General features: G+C 68.4%; 10 protein-coding genes. 5 read left to right on the top strand and 5 right to left on the bottom strand.

What is annotated here, in order from left to right:
- Positions 1 to 66: 66 nt before the first annotated feature.
- Positions 67 to 6120 (top strand): alpha-2-macroglobulin family protein, encoded by a 6054-nt coding sequence (locus CFB43_RS23315; RefSeq protein ID WP_089496753.1) that lies wholly within the window; start codon positions 67 to 69, stop codon positions 6118 to 6120.
- 10 nt (positions 6121 to 6130) lie between these two features.
- Positions 6131 to 8377 (top strand): penicillin-binding protein 1C, encoded by a 2247-nt coding sequence (gene pbpC, locus CFB43_RS23310; RefSeq protein ID WP_089496752.1) that lies wholly within the window; start codon positions 6131 to 6133, stop codon positions 8375 to 8377.
- 23 nt (positions 8378 to 8400) lie between these two features.
- Here the strand turns inward: pbpC and CFB43_RS23305 are convergent, their stop codons facing one another.
- Positions 8401 to 9027 carry a LemA family protein gene (locus tag CFB43_RS23305; RefSeq protein WP_089496751.1) on the bottom strand — a complete coding sequence of 209 codons (627 nt, stop codon included), beginning with the start codon at positions 9025 to 9027 and terminating at the stop codon, positions 8401 to 8403.
- Between the two features lie 81 nt (positions 9028 to 9108).
- Positions 9109 to 10524, bottom strand: coding sequence for a TPM domain-containing protein (locus tag CFB43_RS23300; RefSeq protein ID WP_089496750.1), 1416 nt, complete (start codon positions 10522 to 10524; stop codon positions 9109 to 9111).
- A gap of 322 nt (positions 10525 to 10846) precedes the next feature.
- Here CFB43_RS23300 and CFB43_RS23295 point away from each other — a divergent pair, with 322 nt between their 5' ends.
- The gene (locus CFB43_RS23295) at positions 10847 to 11548 is read left to right on the top strand and encodes a hypothetical protein (protein WP_089496749.1); all 702 of its coding nucleotides are present in this window, start codon (positions 10847 to 10849) and stop codon (positions 11546 to 11548) included.
- A gap of 39 nt (positions 11549 to 11587) precedes the next feature.
- Here the strand turns inward: CFB43_RS23295 and CFB43_RS23290 are convergent, their stop codons facing one another.
- Together CFB43_RS23290 and CFB43_RS23285 are read right to left on the bottom strand one after the other, a co-directional pair.
- The gene (locus CFB43_RS23290; RefSeq protein WP_089498108.1) at positions 11588 to 12109 is read right to left on the bottom strand and encodes a GNAT family N-acetyltransferase; all 522 of its coding nucleotides are present in this window, start codon (positions 12107 to 12109) and stop codon (positions 11588 to 11590) included.
- Between the two features lie 21 nt (positions 12110 to 12130).
- On the bottom strand, positions 12131 to 13384 hold the full coding sequence (locus tag CFB43_RS23285) for a multidrug effflux MFS transporter (RefSeq protein ID WP_089496748.1): 1254 nt from the start codon (positions 13382 to 13384) through the stop codon (positions 12131 to 12133).
- A 299-nt stretch (positions 13385 to 13683) separates the two neighbouring features.
- Between CFB43_RS23285 and CFB43_RS23280 the strand changes: the two genes are divergently transcribed.
- The gene (locus CFB43_RS23280) at positions 13684 to 14223 is read left to right on the top strand and encodes a hypothetical protein (RefSeq protein WP_089496747.1); all 540 of its coding nucleotides are present in this window, start codon (positions 13684 to 13686) and stop codon (positions 14221 to 14223) included.
- A gap of 75 nt (positions 14224 to 14298) precedes the next feature.
- Here CFB43_RS23280 and CFB43_RS23275 read toward each other — a convergent pair whose 3' ends face one another.
- Complete coding sequence (locus tag CFB43_RS23275; RefSeq protein WP_089496746.1) at positions 14299 to 15195, bottom strand: glutamate/aspartate ABC transporter substrate-binding protein; 897 nt, start codon at positions 15193 to 15195, stop codon at positions 14299 to 14301.
- Between the two features lie 421 nt (positions 15196 to 15616).
- Here CFB43_RS23275 and CFB43_RS23270 point away from each other — a divergent pair, with 421 nt between their 5' ends.
- The gene (locus CFB43_RS23270) at positions 15617 to 17269 is read left to right on the top strand and encodes a S8 family peptidase (protein WP_089496745.1); all 1653 of its coding nucleotides are present in this window, start codon (positions 15617 to 15619) and stop codon (positions 17267 to 17269) included.
- Positions 17270 to 17817 lie beyond the last annotated feature (548 nt).

Here is a 17817-nt window from a genome sequence, read left to right as displayed (position 1 = left end):
CGCAGGTCGGTCGGTTAGAATCGCGTGCAATCAAACAGAAAGCTTCCCTCCGAGGGCGATCGAGCGATGAAGCAGCACGACAAACAGAACAAAGCAAACCGAACCCACCCCACCACCCGGCTGCTCTGGCGCATCGGCGCCGTCGCGGCGCTCGGCGGCGCCACCGCACTGTCGCTGCATGCGGGCGCGGCGCGCACGGTGAGCGTGTCGCCGCAAGGCACCGTCACCGAAGTCCGGCAGACGGTCGTCAAGTTCGACGAACCGATGGTCGCGTTCGGCTCGGCCTCCGCGCCGAATCCCGCACGCGTGACCTGCAACGATTCCACGGCCGCGCGCGGCCAGGGCCACTGGCTCGACGACAAGACCTGGGTTTACGATTTCGAAAACGACCTGCCGCCCGGCGTGCGCTGCTCGGTCGCGCTCAACGACACGTTGCGCTCGGTCGCCGGCAACGCGGCCAGCGGCCCGCGCCGCTTCACGTTCCAGACGGGCGGCCCGTTCCCGGTGAACGTCCGCCCCGGCTCGCGCGAGATCGAGGAACGGCAGATGTTCGTGCTGAAGCTGAACGGCCCGGCCGAACCGCGCTCGGCGCTCGCGAACATCTGGTGCGAAGCGGCCGGCATCGGCAACCGCATTCCCGTCACGGCCGCCGACGACGATGCGCGCAACGCGCTGCTCGATCACTTCGGCCTGAAGAAGGATGCCGCGCGCGTGCTGACGCTGTCGTGCGCGCAGGCACTGCCGGCGAGCGCGAAGATGCAGCTCGTGTACGGCAAGGGCGTCACGAGCCCGAGCGGCATTCCGAACGAAACGGAGCGTCGCTTCGATTTCACCGTGCGCGCCCCGTTCGCCGCGAGCTTCTCGTGCGAACGCGAGAACGCGAAGGCGCCCTGCACGCCGCTGCGCCCGCTCACGCTGTCGTTCAACGCGCCGATCTCGCGCAAGCACGCCGAGGCGATCAAGCTGCGCGGCCCTGACGGAACGCTCGCGCCGACCTTCGCGGCCGACGACAAGAGCGAGGAAGTCACCACCGTCACGTTCAACCCGCCGCTGCCCGAACAGGCCGCCCTGACGATCGAACTGCCGTCGGGCCTGCGCGACGTGACCGACCGACCGCTGTCGAACGCCGACCTGTTCCCGCTCGCGACGCGCACCGCGCCGATGCCGCCGCTCGCGAAATTCTCGTCGGGCACCTTCGGGATCGTCGAGCGTTTCGCCGAACCCGATTCGCCCGCGCTCGTGCCCGTCACGCTGCGCAACGTCGAGGCCGACCTGCATATCGACGGCCTCAACACCCAGGGCGCGCAGTTCTCGAACCTGAAGGTCGACGACGACACCGCGATCCGCCAGTGGATGCGCACGGTCGACCGCTTCGACAACTGGTCGATGACGGCCGGCGCGATCGATCGCCAGCTTCCCGGCCTGCTCGAACGCAAGGGCCAGCATCCCGTGTACGTGCCGCGCGAAGCCGGCGAAAAGGCGCCCGCGCCGAAGGATCGCCGCATCGACGTGCGTTCGCTGACGCTGCTCAAGGGCCAACCCGGCGTGCAGGCGCTGACGCTGCCGAAGGCGGACCCGAAGGCGCTGCGCCCGTTCGAAGTCGTCGGCGTGCCGATCGACAAGCCCGGCTTCTACGTGCTCGAACTCGCGTCGCCCGCGCTCGGCCGCTCGCTGCTCGCGAAGCCGTCGAGCATGTACGTGCGCACCACGGTGCTCGTCACCAACCTCGGCGTGCACCTGAAACAGGGCCGCGAAAACAACCTCGTGTGGGTCACGACGCTCGACAAGGGCAAGCCCGTGCCGAACGCGCAGATCCGCGTGTCGGACTGCAACGGCGACGAGATCGCGTCCGGCAAGACCGATGCGCAGGGCCTGCTGAAGATCGACGGCGCGTTCGAATCGAAGCGTGCCTGCAGCTTGTCCGACTCGGAGCAACGCTTCGACGACTACTTCGTGTCGGCCCGCGTGAACGATCCGAAGACGGGCCCCGACATGGCGTTCGTCAGCTCGGGCTGGAACCGCGGAATCGAATCGTGGCGCTTCAACGTGCCGACCGACACGGACAGCGCACGCACCGTGCGCGCGCATACGGTCTTCGACCGCACGCTGCTGCGCGCCGGCGAAACCGTGTCGATGAAGCATTTCATCCGTGCCGAGACGCTGCAGAGCCTCGCGTTCCCGTCGCAATACCCGACGCGCGTGACGATCCGCCATCTCGGCACGGGCCAGACCTACAAGCTGCCGCTCACGTGGGCAGCCGATCACAGCGCGGACACGCAGTTCACGCTGCCGGCCGCCGCGAAGCTCGGCGAATACAGCGTCGAGCTCGAAGGCGGCCCGGAAGACGCACCGACCGCCACCTACTACAGCGGCAGCTTCCGCGTCGAGGCGTTCCGCCTGCCGGTGCTGAAGGGCTCGATCGGCACGCGCGACGCGCAGAAGAGCCCGCTCGTCGCCGTGAAGGAAGCGCCGCTCGCGGTGCAGATCGACTACGTGTCGGGCGGCGGCGCATCGAACCTGCCGGTGCAGGTGTCGGCGCTGATGAAGTGGGCGTCGCCGCCGTTCGCGGATCGCTTCGAGGATTTCAGCTTCACGCCGTATCGCCCCGAAGCGAGCGACGGCAATGCCGACGACGATTCGCAGGACGGCGACAACGCATCGACGTCGAACAACGATCCCGACGCGACGAAGCTGATCGCCGACAAGCTGCCGCTGACGCTCGACCGCAACGGTGCCGGCTCGGTCACGCTCAAGGGCCTGCCCGACGTCGACGCGCCGAAGCGCATCGCCCTCGAAGCGACGTTCGCCGACCCGAACGGCGAAGTGCAGACGATTCGCGGCGACGCGATCCTGTGGCCGGCTGCCGTCGTGGCCGGCATCAAGGCAGGCCGCTGGGTATCGGTCGGCCAGCGCGTGCCCGTGCAAGCCCTGGCGGTCGACCTGCAAGGCAAGCCGCGCGCGTCGGTGCCGATCGAGATCAAGGGCATCGCGCGCATCACGACGTCGTCGCGCAAGCGGATGGTCGGCGGCTTCTATGCGTACGACAACAAGAGCGACACGCGCGACCTCGGCGTGCTGTGCTCGGGCAAGACCGACGACAAGGGCCGCATGGCCTGCGACGCGACGCTCGAACAGGCCGGCAACGTGCAGCTGATCGCGGTCGCCAAGGACGGCGACGGCCGCACGTCGAACGCGTCGACGTCGGTGTGGGTCACGCGCGAGGACGAACTCTGGTTCGGCGGCGACAACACCGACCGGATCGACGTGATCCCCGAGAAAACCGCGTACGAACCGGGTGAAACCGCCCGCTTCCAGGTACGCATGCCGTTCCGCTACGCGACCGCGCTGGTCGCGGTCGAACGCGGCGGCGTGATGGAAACGCACATCGTCGAGCTGAACGGCAAGAATCCGACGGTCGACCTGAAGGTCGGCGAATCGTGGGGGCCGAACGTCTACGTATCGGTGCTCGCGCTGCGCGGCCGGATTCGCGAAGTGCCGTGGTACTCGTTCTTCACGTGGGGCTGGAAGGCGCCGGTCGAATGGGCGCGCGCGTTCTGGCGCGAAGGCCGTCACTATGAAGCGCCGACCGCGTTCGTCGACCTGTCGAAACCGGCGTTCCGCTACGGTCTCGGCGAGATCAAGGTCGGCACGGGCGTGCACCGTCTCGGCGTGACCGTGACGACCGACGCGACGCGCTACACGGTGCGCAGCAAGGCGCAGGCGCACGTGAAGGTCACGCTGCCGAACGGCCAGCCCGCGCCGGCCGGCACGCAGATCGCCGTCGCGGCCGTCGATGAAGCGCTGCTCGAACTGATGCCGAACAACAGCTGGGACCTGCTCGACGCGATGCTGCGGCGACGCGCGTACGGCGTCGAGACATCCACGGCACAGATGGAAATCGTGGGCCGCCGCCACTTCGGCCGCAAGGCCGTGCCCGCGGGCGGCGGTGGCGGCAGCGCGCCGACGCGCGAGCTGTTCGACACGCTGCTGCTGTGGAATCCGCGCGTGACGCTGGATGCCAATGGCAGCGCGACCGTCGAGGTGCCGCTGAACGACGCGCTCACGCGCTTCCGGATCGTCGCGATCGCGGCAGTCGGCCCCGACCGCTTCGGCACCGGCAGCACGTCGATCCGCAGCACGCAGGATCTGCAGCTGATCTCCGGCCTGCCGCCGCTCGTGCGCGAAGGCGACGCGTTCCGCGCGCAGGTCACGCTGCGCAACACGACCGACCGCGCGATGCAGGTCGTCGTGACGCCGCGCGTGACGGGCCTCGACGTCGCGCCGCAAACCGTCTCGCTCGCGGCCAACACGGCCGCAGAGGTCGCGTGGACGATCACCGTGCCCGAGCAGGCGCTCGACGCGGCCGGTGCGCTGAACTGGCGCATCGAAGCGGCCGAGCAAGGCGGCAAGCGCGCGTCCGACGCGCTGGCGGTCGCGCAGAAGGTCGTGCCCGCGCTGCCGGTCACGGTGCAGCAGGCGACCCTCGCGCAAGTCGACGGCACGCTGACGGTGCCGATCGCCTCCCCGGCCGGCGCCGCGAACAACGCGCAAGGCCTGCCGCGCGGCGGCATCGCGGTGTCGCTGCAGTCGAAGCTCGCCGACGGGCTGCCCGGCGTGAAGCGCTGGTTCGAGCGCTATCCGTACCGTTGCCTCGAACAGCAGACCTCGCGCGCGATCGGCCTGCGCGACCCCGCGCAATGGCAGGCGCTGATCGCACGCATGCCCGTGTATCTCGACAGCGACGGGCTCGCGAGCTACTTCCCGCCGTCGTCCGACGATTCGCATGCCGGCAGCGCGACGCTGTCGTCGTACCTGCTCGTGGTGTCCGACGAGGCGAGCCGTCTCGACCCGCGCTTCGCGCTGCCGGAAGACCTGCGCACGCAGCTCGAGGCCGGGCTCGCGCGCTTCGTCGACGGCCGCCTCGAACGCAACCCGTGGGCGCCGCGCCAGGATCGCGACCTGCGCAAGCTGGCCGCGATCGAGGCGCTGTCGCGCTATGGCGCCGCGCAGGGCCGCATGCTCGGCTCGATCGAGATCGCGCCGAACCAGTGGCCGACTTCCGCGGTGATCGACTATCACGCGATCCTGACGCGCGTGAAGGACATCCCGCAACGCGACGAGAAGCGCGCGCAGGTCGAACAGATCCTGCGGGCCCGCCTGACGTACCAGGGCACGCAGCTCGTGTTCTCGACCGCCCGCGACGACGACCTGTGGTGGCTGATGACCAGCAACGAGACCAACGCGGCACGGCTCGCGCTGGAATTCGCCGGCGACCCGGCGTGGAAGGACGAGATGCCGCGCGTGACGGCCGGCCTGCTCGCGTTGCAGCGCCAGGGTGCATGGCAGACCACGACGTCGAACGCGCTCGGCCTGCTCGCGGTCGAGCGTTTCTCGCGCACTTACGAGAGCACGCCGGTGGCCGGCGCGACGAAGGTCGCGCTCGGCGGCGACGCGCGCACGATCTCGTGGTCGCAGGCGTCGGCCCCCGCGTCCACGCCCGCCGACACGCCGGCGTCGGCCACCCCGGCCACCCGCGCCGCCGCGGCCCGCAGCGTGATGCTGCCGTGGCCGCGTGCGTCGCAGGCGCCGGCCACGCTGTCCGTCACGCAGGACGGCACGGGCCGCCCGTGGGCCACGATCGAAAGCCTCGCGGCGGTGCCGCTGCGTGCTCCGTTCGCGGCCGGCTACCGGATCACGAAGACCGTCACGCCCGTGTCGCCTGCTGTCAAGGGCGTGCTGACGCGCGGCGACGTCGTGCGCGTGCATCTCGACATCGATGCGCAGAGCGACATGACGTGGGTCGTCGTCAACGATCCGGTGCCGGCCGGTTCGACGATCCTCGGTTCGGGCCTCGGCCGCGACTCCGAAGCCGCGACCCAGGGCGAGAAGACGCCGGACGGTGCGTGGCCGGCGTTCATCGAGCGCGACTTCGACGGCTATCGCGCGTACTACGACTACCTGCCGAAGGGCAAATTCTCGGTCGAGTACACGGTGCGGCTGAACAACGTCGGCACGTTCGGGCTGCCGCCCACGCGTGTCGAGGCGCTGTACGCGCCGTCCGTGTACGGCCTGTGGCCGAACCCGCCGATGACCGTGAAGCCGGCTGAAGCGGGCAAGTAACGAGCAAGCGATGATCGATCTGGTATTGCCGCGGCCGGCGCGTTTCGCCGGCCGCGTATTCGTCGCCATCGTGCTGGCTGCACCGCTCGTCGCGCATGCGCTGCCGAGCTACGACGACGTGCGTCGCAACTGGCGCAGCTCCGACTGGGTGCTGCTCGCGCGCGACGGCACGCCGCTGCAGCGCACGCGCGTGGACCTCACCGAACGGCGCGGCGACTGGGTGTCGCTCGCCGACGTGTCGCCCGCGTTTCGCGAGGCGATCGTCGTGTCCGAAGACAAGCGCTTTTATGACCACAGCGGCGTCGACTGGCGCGGCATCGCCGGCGCCGCGTGGGGCAATCTGTGGAACGAGCGCACGCGCGGCGCATCGACCGTCACGATGCAGCTCGCCGGGCTGCTCAGCGATTCGCCGCGCCGCTCGGGCCAGCGCTCGCTGCCGCAGAAGGCGTCGCAGGCGGTCAACGCGCTGCTGCTCGAACGCGGCTGGCGCAAGGACCAGGTGCTCGATGCATACCTGAACCTCGTGCCGTTCCGCGGCGAGACGATCGGCCTTGCCGCGCTGTCGCAGGTGCTGTTCGGCAAGGCGCCGTCGGGCCTCGATGCCCGCGAAGCCGCGATCGCCGCCGCGCTCGTGCGCGCACCCAACGCAACCTCCGCGAAAGTCGCCGAACGGGCATGCCGGATCCTGCGCGACATGCATGCCGAGCAGGGCTGCGCGTCGCTCGACGGCTACGTGCAGCTCGTCATCGCGCGTCCGTCCGGCGCCGCGCGCGACGACGGCGCCGCCCTCGCCCCGCACTTCGCGCGACGCATCGCGGCCGAGGTCCGGCCAACGGCCGGCGCGCAGATACGCACGACGCTTGACGCGTCGCTGCAGCGCTTCGCGCGCGACACGCTGGTGCGCGCGCTGACCGAACTCAACGCGCCCGCGCACCGGCGCAACGTGCAGGACGGCGCGGTCGTCGTGATCGACAACGCGACCGGCGAGATTCGCGCGTGGGTCGGCTCGTCCGGTGCGCTGTCGGGCGCACGCGACGTCGATGCCGTGCTCGCGCCGCGCCAGGCCGGCTCGACGCTCAAGCCGTTCCTGTATGCGCAGGCGATCGACGAGAAACGGCTGACGGCCGCGTCGCTGCTCGACGATGCGCCGATCAACCTCGCCGCCGGGGGCGGACTGTACATTCCGCAAAACTACGACAAGGAGTTCAAGGGCTGGGTGAGCGTGCGCAGCGCGCTCGGCGGCTCGCTGAACGTGCCGGCCGTGCGCACGCTCGTGCTCGTCACGCCGCACCGCTTCGCGCGCACGCTGACCGCGCTCGGCCTGCCGCTCGCGCAGGAAGGCGACTACTACGGCTTCAGCCTCGCGCTCGGCAGCGCGGACGTCACGCTGCTGTCGCTGACCAACGCGTACCGCGCGCTCGCGAACGGCGGCGTGGCCCGCAAGGTCGTCGACGTGCCGGCGCCGGCGGCCGGTGCGGCCGGCGCATCGGCCGCGTCACCCGCCCGCGCAGCCGACGGCTCGCGCGTGTTCAGCGAGGCAGCCAGCTTCGTCGTGACCGACATCCTCGCCGACAACAACGCACGGGTGCGCACGTTCGGCTTCGACAATCCGCTCGCGACGCGCTTCTTCTCGGCGGTCAAGACCGGCACCAGCAAGGACATGCGCGATAACTGGACCGTCGGCTTCACGTCGCGCTATACGGTCGGCGTGTGGGTCGGCAATGCGGACGGCTCGCCGATGTGGGACGTGTCGGGCGTCACGGGTGCGTCGCCGGTGTGGTCGGCGGTCGTCGGCTACCTGCACCGCGACCAGCCGAGCCGTGCGCCGCGCGCGCCGGCCGGCGTCGAGACGCGCCGCATCACGTTCGAACGCGATATCGAACCGTCGCGCAACGAGTGGTTCATCGCGGGAACGGCGGTCGACACGATCCGGCTCGCCGCCCCCGTCACGCCGGGCAAGGACGGCGCGCGCGCGCCGCTGACGATCGGCACGCCGACCGACGGCACGATCTTCGCGATCGATCCGGACATTCCGCCGAAGAACCAGCGGATCTGGTTCGAGCGCTCGGCCGGACGCGCGACGAAGTTCGCATGGCGGCTCGACGACAAGGTGATCGGGCATGCCGATCGCGTCGCGTGGATGCCGTGGCCGGGCCGGCACCGGCTCGAACTCGTCGATGCGCGCGGCAATGTGGCCGATACGATCCGCTTCGAGGTGCGCGGCGCGTTCGCGAAGGCGAGCGCGCGCAAGCCCTGAATACGTGAATGCGTGAGCCGGCCTTACTCGCCGGCCACCTTCGCCTTCGGCGACTGCGGCTGCGCGGAGAAATCGAGCGCCGGCGCGGTCGAGATCGCCGCTTCGTTCGCGACGCCGAAATTCGGGCGCGGCTGGTAGCCGAAGATCTTCGCGATCACGACGCCCGGGAACTGGCGGATCTGCACGTTGTAATGCTGCACGGTCTTGATGTAGCGGCCGCGCGCGACCGCGATGCGGTTTTCCGTACCTTCGAGCTGCGTCTGCAGATCACGAAACGCTTCGTTCGCCTTCAGTTCCGGGTAGCGTTCGGACACCACCATCAACCGGCTCAGCGCCCCCGACAGCTCGCCCTGTCGCTGGTCGAACGCCGCGAGCGCGGCCGGATCCTTCGCCATCTCCGGCGTCATCTGCACGCTACCCACGCGCGCTCGGGCCGACGCCACCTCGGTCAGCACGCGCTCCTCGTGCGACGCGTAGCCCTTCACCGACGCGGCGAGGTTCGGCACGAGATCGGCCCGTCGCTGGTACTGGTTCAGCACTTCGGACCACGCGGCATTGATGTCCTCGTCAGACGACTGGATCGCGTTGTAGCCGCACCCCGCGAGCGGAGCGAGCACGCAGCACACGAGCAGGATTCGAAACCATTTCATCGTCGGTTGTGTCCGGTTGAACGCTCCAGACGGAGCGGTAGTTGAAAAGAATCGGGGGCGCGGACAAGCCGCACGGCGTGGCTACCAGCGGCCCGATGCGCCGCCACCGCCGCTCGAACCGCCCCCGCCGCGGAACGAATCGGAGCTCGAGCCCGACCGGGAGCCTGACGACGATGACGACGACGAGCCGATGCCCATCAGCTTCGCCCAGATCGCGGCGAGCACGCACAGCACGCCGAAAATACCGGACAGCACTTCCCCGACCGAATAGTCCATCTCGCGCCCGATCGCGATGATCATGAACAGCGTTCCGCCCACGATCGCCGTGGTTTTGCGCACGCGCGCCGACAGGAACAGGTGGATGCCGAGCAGGCACGGCGCGACACCGGCCGCCGCAGGAACGAACGCCGCGGCACCCAGCATGGCTTCGAAATTGCCGTCGAAGATCGCGCCGACCGGCAGCATCACGATCGGCACGACGGCCGCCACGAGCCAGGCGGCCAGCAGCGCCACCCTGCGGCGCAGCTGGCGCCACTGCGCGATCACGCCCAGCACCACATTGGCCACCCCGAGCAGGAACCAGAACCGCACGCCGCCGGCGTTCGCGCGTTTCCGCACGGGCAAGCCGTTCGACTGGTACTGTTCGCCGCCGGCCCGTGCGGCACGAGTTGGCTCGGTCGCGGCATCCGTCGTGGTCGCCGCGGCCGTTTCGTATGCGTCGTCGCGCCCGCCGGGCGTTGCCGCGGGTGCGGCCTGATCCGGCGTAACGACGTCCGTCGGCAACATGTTGCGTATCAGTGCGTCGACCGCATCGCTGATGCCGGCTTCAATGCGGTTCTCGCGGAATGCCGGCACGATCCGCTCGCGGATGATCCGGCCCGCGACGATGTCCGGAATCGTGCCTTCGAGCCCGTAGCCGACTTCGATCCGTACGGTGCGGTCGTTGAGCGCGGCGACGAGCAGCAGGCCGTTGTTGACCTCGGCCTTGCCGAGTTTCCATTGGTCGAATACGGTGGTCGCGAACTGTTCGATCGTCGACTGCCCGGTCGACCCGACCAGCAGGATCGCGATCTGCACGCCGAGTTGCTGTTCGAGCGCAGCAAGGCGGTCGGTCAGCTCGGATGCGCACGCGGCGCCGAGCACGCCCGTCGTGTCCGTCACGCGGCCTTTCAACGGTGGGGCGGCTTCGGGCTTTGCGGCGACCGGATAGGCCGCAGCAGCAGCCACGTGCGTGCAGGCCGACTGGGTCGGGGTGAAAAGCGTGGCGGCCGGCGAAGCCGCGACGGTGGTGCTGCCGTCTTCGGCGGACGCTGCCGTGGCCGCGCCGCCGAACAGCACGACCGCGCTTGCCAGCAAGGCCGTGGTGGCCCTCCAGATGCCGCGCGCCTTCGTACTGCCTGTGTGCCGAATACCGCGCTGATTCGTGCCTGCCGACGATGCCGGATCGCCCTCGCCACCCGGCGGGCACGGCCGGCCCGTCTGTCGTTTCAAGTTCATGTCGGAAACGGCGCGCCGGCTTCATTGGAAGCGGCGCGATCTCTCATCGTTTTAATCGTCCCGCAGCATAACCAATTGCGAAGGGAACTGAAAGGTTTCCGACCGGCTTCCGGACTTCGTCATTTCAGTCTGTCGTCGTCACGTCGCGATGCCGGCAAAGCCGTGCAGCGCATGACACGCTCGGTGGCGGCCTGCCCCTGGCCACAACCGGGCCAACCGGGCCAATCGGGCAAGCAACCCTCCCGATTCGAGACATAGAATATGAACGGCACCCTCTCTGCGGTGCCCACCGGTTGCCCCACTCTCCTCAAGGCCCGCGACCATGAACATTCGCCCCACGCGTTTCATCCGCCCCGCGCTGGGCACGCTCTGCGTCGCCACCCTCGCGACGCTCCAGGCATGCAACGGCGACGCCTGCTTCGGCGTCGATGCCTGCTTCAACAACAACAACAACAACAACACGCAGACGGTCGCGCTTTCCGGCACGGCCGCGACTGGCGGCGCGCTCGCCAGCGCGCAGGTAACCGTCAGTTGCGCGGCAGGGTCGGCAACAACGCTGACGGATGGCGGCGGCAACTACAACGTGACGGTCAATGCGGCGCTGCCGTGCGTGATCACGGTGACGTCGGGCGGCACGAGCCTGCATTCGCTCGCATACGCGGGCGGCACGTTCAACACGACGCCCGAGACCGAGCTGATGCTGGTCTATCTCGCCGCCCAGCTCGGCACGAACACGGCCACATTGATCGGCAATTTCCAGGGGAATTCGCGCTATCAGCAGGCGATGAACAGCGCGAACACCGTCCAGGCCGCGCAATCGGCCGTGGTGACGAACCTGCAGCAGCGCTATTCGGTGGCGCTCACCGCGCCGGCGTTCCTGACCACATCGTTCACGGTCGGGCAACCGGGTGTCGACAGCGATCTCGCCGCACTCGCGAAAGCCGGTGCAATCGACTCGAACGGGATGCCGGATCCGGCGGCCGTTTCGCTGCTGACGCAGGCCGGCACGGCGCATCCGCTATAGACGGCCGGTGGCGGGAAGAAGATCGCCCGGTATCGGGCGTTAGGCGCGCGCTTGGGGCTCACTGTCGGCCAGCAGCGCCCACCGTTCGTGGTCGCGCCATTCGCCGCCGATGCGCAGATAGCGCGGCGAAAAACCCTCTTTCGTGAAACCGAGCCGCCGAACCAGCGCAATCGACGCGTGGTTGCCGGGCTGGATGTTCGCTTCGAGCCGATGCAGCCCGAGTTCGCCGAACGCGACGCAGATCGCCGCGCGCAGGGCTTCGGTCATCAGCCCCGTACGGCTGAACGCCGCCATCCCGTAGTACCCGAGATACGCGCTCTGGAACACGCCGCCGACGATCTCGTTGAGGTTCACCACACCGACCACCGCCCCGGACGTGCGTTCGCGCGCGACGAGGCCGACGTTCGGCCCCGTCAGGCAGCGGCCGAACCACTGGTCGAATCCCACCTGGTCGGTGAACGAATCGACCCACGGCAGATGGTGGCTCCGGCTCGCGCGGTTGGCGGCGAGCAGATCGGCGGCGTCGGTAAGGGCGACGCGGTTCAGCAGGATCGGGCTCACGGCCCGGTCGACAGGCGGCACTTACGCGGCCTCTTCGCGCCCGCACGCGACGGGCGCGGCCTGGGCCTGCTGCTGCGACAGGTACCGCAACAGCTTGGTGACCATCCACACGACGATGCACGACAGCACGACGAAGAACACCGCGAGCGGCGTCAGCACGTGAATCGACACGAAGCCGGCCAGCCCCATCATCGCGGACGACACCAGCAGCAGCGCGCATCCGAGGATCGCGCTCGTCAGGCCGGCGATATGCGGAAACAGCGAATTGCCCTTGGCCATCAGCGTCGGATACATCGCGCCCGCGCAGAAACCCATCACGAGCACCGGCGTCGCGAGCGTCCATACGCGCAACCCGACGGTCAGTGCCAGCACCAGCATCGCGACCGACGCGCCGGCCATCACGCGCGCGCCGATGCGCAGCCGTTGCTCGGCGCTCGGCAGCCCGGGCCGGTGAATCCGGTTCGACAGGCCGCCGAGGAAATACATCAGCCCGATCCCGAGCGCGAGATAGCCGAAGAAGGTCGGCGGCTTGTGCAGCGTGGTCTGCACCATGAACGGCCCGACGATGTTGAACACGAGCAGGATGCTGTAGCACAGCCCCTGTGCGAGGAAGCAGCTCTGGAACACCGGGCTCGCCAGCACCTTGCCCGCGTTCGTCATCAGCGTGCGCGGCTCGAGATGCACGGGTTTCGGCAAGGTTTCGCGGTATCGCCACAGCAGCGCCCACATCACCAGCGAGTACACGAGCAGGAACACGAGGCACGCGCGCCAGCCGAACCATTCCTGCAGGTGCGCGCCGATCACCGGTGCGACGATCGGCGCGAGCCCCCACGCGATCGACATGTACGTAAACGCGTGCATCAGCGCCTGGCCGGAGAACGAATCGGTGATGATCGCCTTCGCGAGCAGGTTGGTGGTTGCGATCCCGAAGCCCTGCAGGCAGCGCGCGAGCACGAACGTCTCCAGGTTCTGCGCGCCGAGCGACAGCAGGCAGCCGATCGTGTAGATCACGAGCCCGAACGCGAGCACACGCTTGCGCCCGTAGGCATCGGCGACCGGCCCGAAAATCAGCTGGCCGAGCGCGTAGGCCGCCATGTAGCCGGACACGCTCGACTGGATCGCCTGCGGCGTGGTGGCGAACGAACGTGCCATGTCGGGCAGCGCGGGCACGTAGATGTCGATCGCGAGCTGGCCGGCGGACGCGAACAGGCAGATCAGGAACAGCAGGAAACGCGGCGAATTCGACTCGCGCGCCGGAGTGAGCGTGGTGTTCATGACGACGGGGAAGGAGGTCGGACAGCAGCGGCGCAGCCGTGCGATGTTCGAATGGCGAACACGCGTGCGTGTCGTGGCGAATTCCGTATTGTGCCTGTTGTTGCATCGGGCGACAGGATTCCCCTGGCACGGACGAGGTTGAATGCCGATTGCGGAGCGTCCTGACATGCGCTGACCGGGCCGGCCGGCGGCGGTTTTAATGTTGATTTAAGCCGACGGCTGCATCGTCCCGGATGGCTCACTCCGTGAGCCGCACGTCATTGTTGATTCGATCAGTCTCGTTTGATGGAGATACGAAGATGCGATTCCGTTCGTATATGGCGGCGGGCGCGCTGGCGCTGGCGCCCGTGTTCGCCCTGGCCGGGCAGGCCGGCGCGGCGGCCGCCCAACCGATGTTCGTCAACGTCGACGGGCAGGCCGTGCCCGTGAAAGCCGAAACGCGCGTCGTCCAGACGGCCGTCGGCCCGATGAAGGTCAGCACGTGGAGCTGGCACAGCCCGCAAGGCGGCGCGAGCTTCGAGATGCAGACGTCGTCGTCGAACGGCCTGCCGCCCGCCGCAGCGTTGCGGCACATGCAGGCCGTGCAGTACCGGATGCAGGCGGCCCAGGCGCAGATGGTCGCGATGCAGCAGCAGATGATGGCGCTCCAGCACATCGCGCTCGCCCATGCATTCGCGATGCCGGTGCCGCAGCCCGTCGGCTTCGCGATGGCGCCGTGGGCCATGCCCGAGCCGGTGCTCGTCATCGTGCCGGCGCAGCCGTCGGTGCGTTCGACGGCCCCGGCAACGCCGGCCGCCCCTGCCGCCCCCGCCGCGCGCGGCCCGGAAATCAAGGCCTGACACGCTTCGCGCCGCTCGGCGCGGCACGCGCGAACCGCCGGCATACGCCGGCGGTTTTTCATTGCGACGGCCGAATCAATACTGCGCCTGATCCGTCGGATTCCTGAACAGCTGCTTCATCTCCGCCGACAGCGGATAGTTCAGGCTCACGCCCTTGGGCGGAATCGGCTGCGTGAACCACTGGTTGTAGAGCTTCTCGGCCGCGCCCGACGTCTGCATCCTCGCGATCACGCCGTCGACCACGTGCTTGAACGCCGGATCGTCCCTGCGCATCATGCACGCGTAGTTCTCGTGGACGAGCGGCGTGCCGGTCACCGTGTACGCGCCCGGGTTGCGGTCCTTCGCGATCTCGCCGTACAGCAGCGGCTCGTCCATCACGAACGCCACCGCGCGCCCGGTCGTGACGTTCATGAACGCTTCGGCATGATCCTTCGCGCTGATGATCGTCATGTTCATCGCCTTCTCTTCGTTGAGCTTGCGCAGCAGGCGCTCGTCCGACGTGCCGGCCGTCGTCGCGACCGTCTTGCCGGCCAGGTCCGCGAAGTCCTTCACGCCGGAATCCTTGCGCGTGCTGAAGCGGATGCCATACAGAAAGATGCTGTTCGAGAACGCGGCCTGCTTCTGCCGTTCGAGCGTGTTCGTCGTCGATCCGCATTCGAAATCGATCGTCCCGTTCTGCAACAGCGGAATCCGGTTCTGCGACGTGATCGGGATTTCCTTCACGGCGAGGTTCGGCGCGTTCAGTTCCGTCTTCAACTGGTCGATGATGCGCGACGCGATGTCCCGCGAATAGCCGATGTTCTTCTGCTGGTTGTCCGAATACGAGAACGGCACCGACGATTCGCGAATGCCCAGCGACACGACGCCCGTGTCCTTGATCTTCTTCAGCGTGCCGGTGAGGGCCTGCGCGTGCGCGGCGCCCGCCAGCGCACAGGACAGCGTAACGGCCAGCCAGCGTAAGCGGCGATCCATGCCTTTCTCCTGACGAAACGTTGATCGAATCGCGATCGTACGCCCGACAAAATTCGCGTCGCATCAGGGAAAGCGTAATCAACCTTCCACGGCGACCGGGCCGTGAAAGATGTTTTCCGTACCGCGCAAATGTACCCGCGCCGCACGTGTCGCCCGACCAACCGCGCACGGACTCGCCCCACCTTCTGTGCCACGCGTTCCAAACACGTGTTCATGCTGCAACGCAGCAACGTAATCGTTTGCGCCCGCCCCGGTTTTTCTCGTGAAACGCACTCAAGAAGCCGCCGCGCTGGCCGTTACCCAGTGCATGGCGCGTCGCAGCAACCTGGCTGCAACCGTCAGACAAAAAAGACAAGGTCCGGGTCAGCCGGACCAGCGCCACCGCCGGCACGACGGTTATCTACGAGGATCGAGTTTCAACATGAGAACCAAGCGTTTCAATTTCGCGCTGGCGCGCTCCGCACATGCGCGCATGCTCGCCGGCATGCTGTCCGCCGCCGCCCTCCTGCCCCTCGCCGGTTGCGGCGGTGGAGGCGGCGGCGACGGCAGCAACCCGTCTTCTTCCAACGCAGCGCCTGCCCCTGCCCCCGCGCCGTCTCCCGCGCCCTCCAATCCCACGGCCCCGCCCGCGTCTTCCGGCAGCAATGCGTGCACGACGCAGCAGGCCGCCGTGCAGATGGCCGCGCAGACCGCGCCGACCGAACCGCCGATCGATCACCTGATCGTCAAGCTGAAGACGCTGACGGCCACGCGTGCGATGGCGGCCATCGACAACGGGACGCGGCTCGACGCGGTGATCCAGCGCTCGCTGACGCGCTGGACGGCGCCGGTCGCCGGCAGCGCACGTGCGTATGCGAGCACGGTCGGGCAAACGCCGGTGAACGTGCAGGTCGAGCGGACGATCTCGAACGGTGCGACCGTGCTGTCGCTCGGCCAGCGCATGGCCGCCACCGAAGCAGCCGCGCTCGCGCAGGCATTCGCGGCCGATTCCGACGTCGACTACGCGGAACCGGATCATCCGATGCAGATCCGCGACACGCCGAGCGACCCGCTCTACAGCCAGCAGTGGTACCTGTCCGACCCGACCGCCGGGATCAACCTGCCGCCCGCGTGGAGCGTGACCAAGGGTTCGCCGACCGTCGTCACGGCCGTGCTCGACACGGGCTACCGGCCGCACGCCGACCTCGTCGGCAACCTCCTGTCCGGCTACAGCTTCATCAGCAACGTCAACACCAGCAACAACGGCCTGACCCGCAGCCCTGACGCAACCGACCCGGGTGACTGGGTCACGCAGCAGGAACTCGACAACGCAAACGGTCCGTACTATCACTGCGCGAGCCAGCCGAGCGACAGCAGCTGGCACGGCACCCGTGTGATGGGCGTGATCGGCGCGACCGCCAACAACGGCACCGGCATCGCCGGCGTGTCGTGGCTCGGCCAGATCCTGCCGGTGCGCGTGCTCGGCAAGTGCGGCGGCACGACGAGCGACATCGCCGACGGGATGCGCTGGGCTGCCGGCATCGCGGTGAACGGCGTGCCGAACAACCCGCGTCCCGCGAAGGTCATCAACCTGAGCCTCGGTGGGGTCGGCGCGTGCAGCTCGACGTTCCAGCAGGCCATCGACGACGTGACCGCGAAGGGCGTGACCGTCATCGTCGCCGCCGGCAACGACGGCCTGTCGACCGGGCTCGACCAGCCCGCGAACTGCCGCGGCGTGATCAGCGTCGGCGCCACCGACGCAACCGGCCGCCGCGCGTCGTTCAGCAACTTCGGCCCCGATGTCTCGCTGAGCGCACCGGGCGTCAACATCCTGTCGACGTCGAATACCGGCACGACGACCCCGGGCTCGGACACCTATGGCCTCGCGAACGGCACCAGCCTCGCCACGCCGCAAGTGACGGGGGTTGCCGCGCTGATGTTGTCGGTGAACGGCAACCTCACGCCCGCGCAGATCCAGCAGAAGCTGCAGGGCGGCACGCGCACGGCCAAGCTCGCGGCCGGCACGTCGTGCACCGCGATGCCGGCGGGCTCGGGCATCCTCGATGCAGGGGCCGCCGTCGCATCGGCTCACTGATACGCCACCCTGCTTCGACGCGGCCGCGCGCATGCCGATATCGCGTGCGCGCGGCTGTTTCATTGGCGTCGATCCGACGGCGCGCCGCGCACCCATCACCCCGATTACGTTTCTCGAAATAACGACTGACAAAAGGGTTGACGCTTCGCACAGCGACCCATTACCATCGCTCCCGTCTAATTACATGGAGTGTTCTGTGAACACCGATGCGAGTTGTAGTTGGTCCTCGACCAACTTGACTGCTGCCTGAGGAAAACGCGCAGAGCCTCGTCTTCTGCCGCATCCCGGGAAGCAGGATGCGGCGTCCTTCCGGCCTGACTTGACTGGCCAGATCTCCCGCCGAATTTTCATGGTTGTCGAATGCACGCGATGCGCCGTCGCGCGCGTGCGTTCGTGTTGCGCGCAGCGTCAGCCGCGTGCGTTTTCCGTTCGCGTGCCGTCGGGCCGCGCGCCTTCGTGCGTGCGTCGCCGTCGATCGCCCGTGCCGACTATCCGCAACCGACAGGAGTGCAGATGAACTCAGACGACAGTAGTCGATTACCGCTCGC

This window comes from Burkholderia sp. AU15512 (assembly GCF_002223325.1).
GTDB lineage: Bacteria > Pseudomonadota > Gammaproteobacteria > Burkholderiales > Burkholderiaceae > Burkholderia.
Note: the sequence above shows the minus strand (reverse complement) of the source record. Positions and strands in the feature narration are given on the sequence as shown.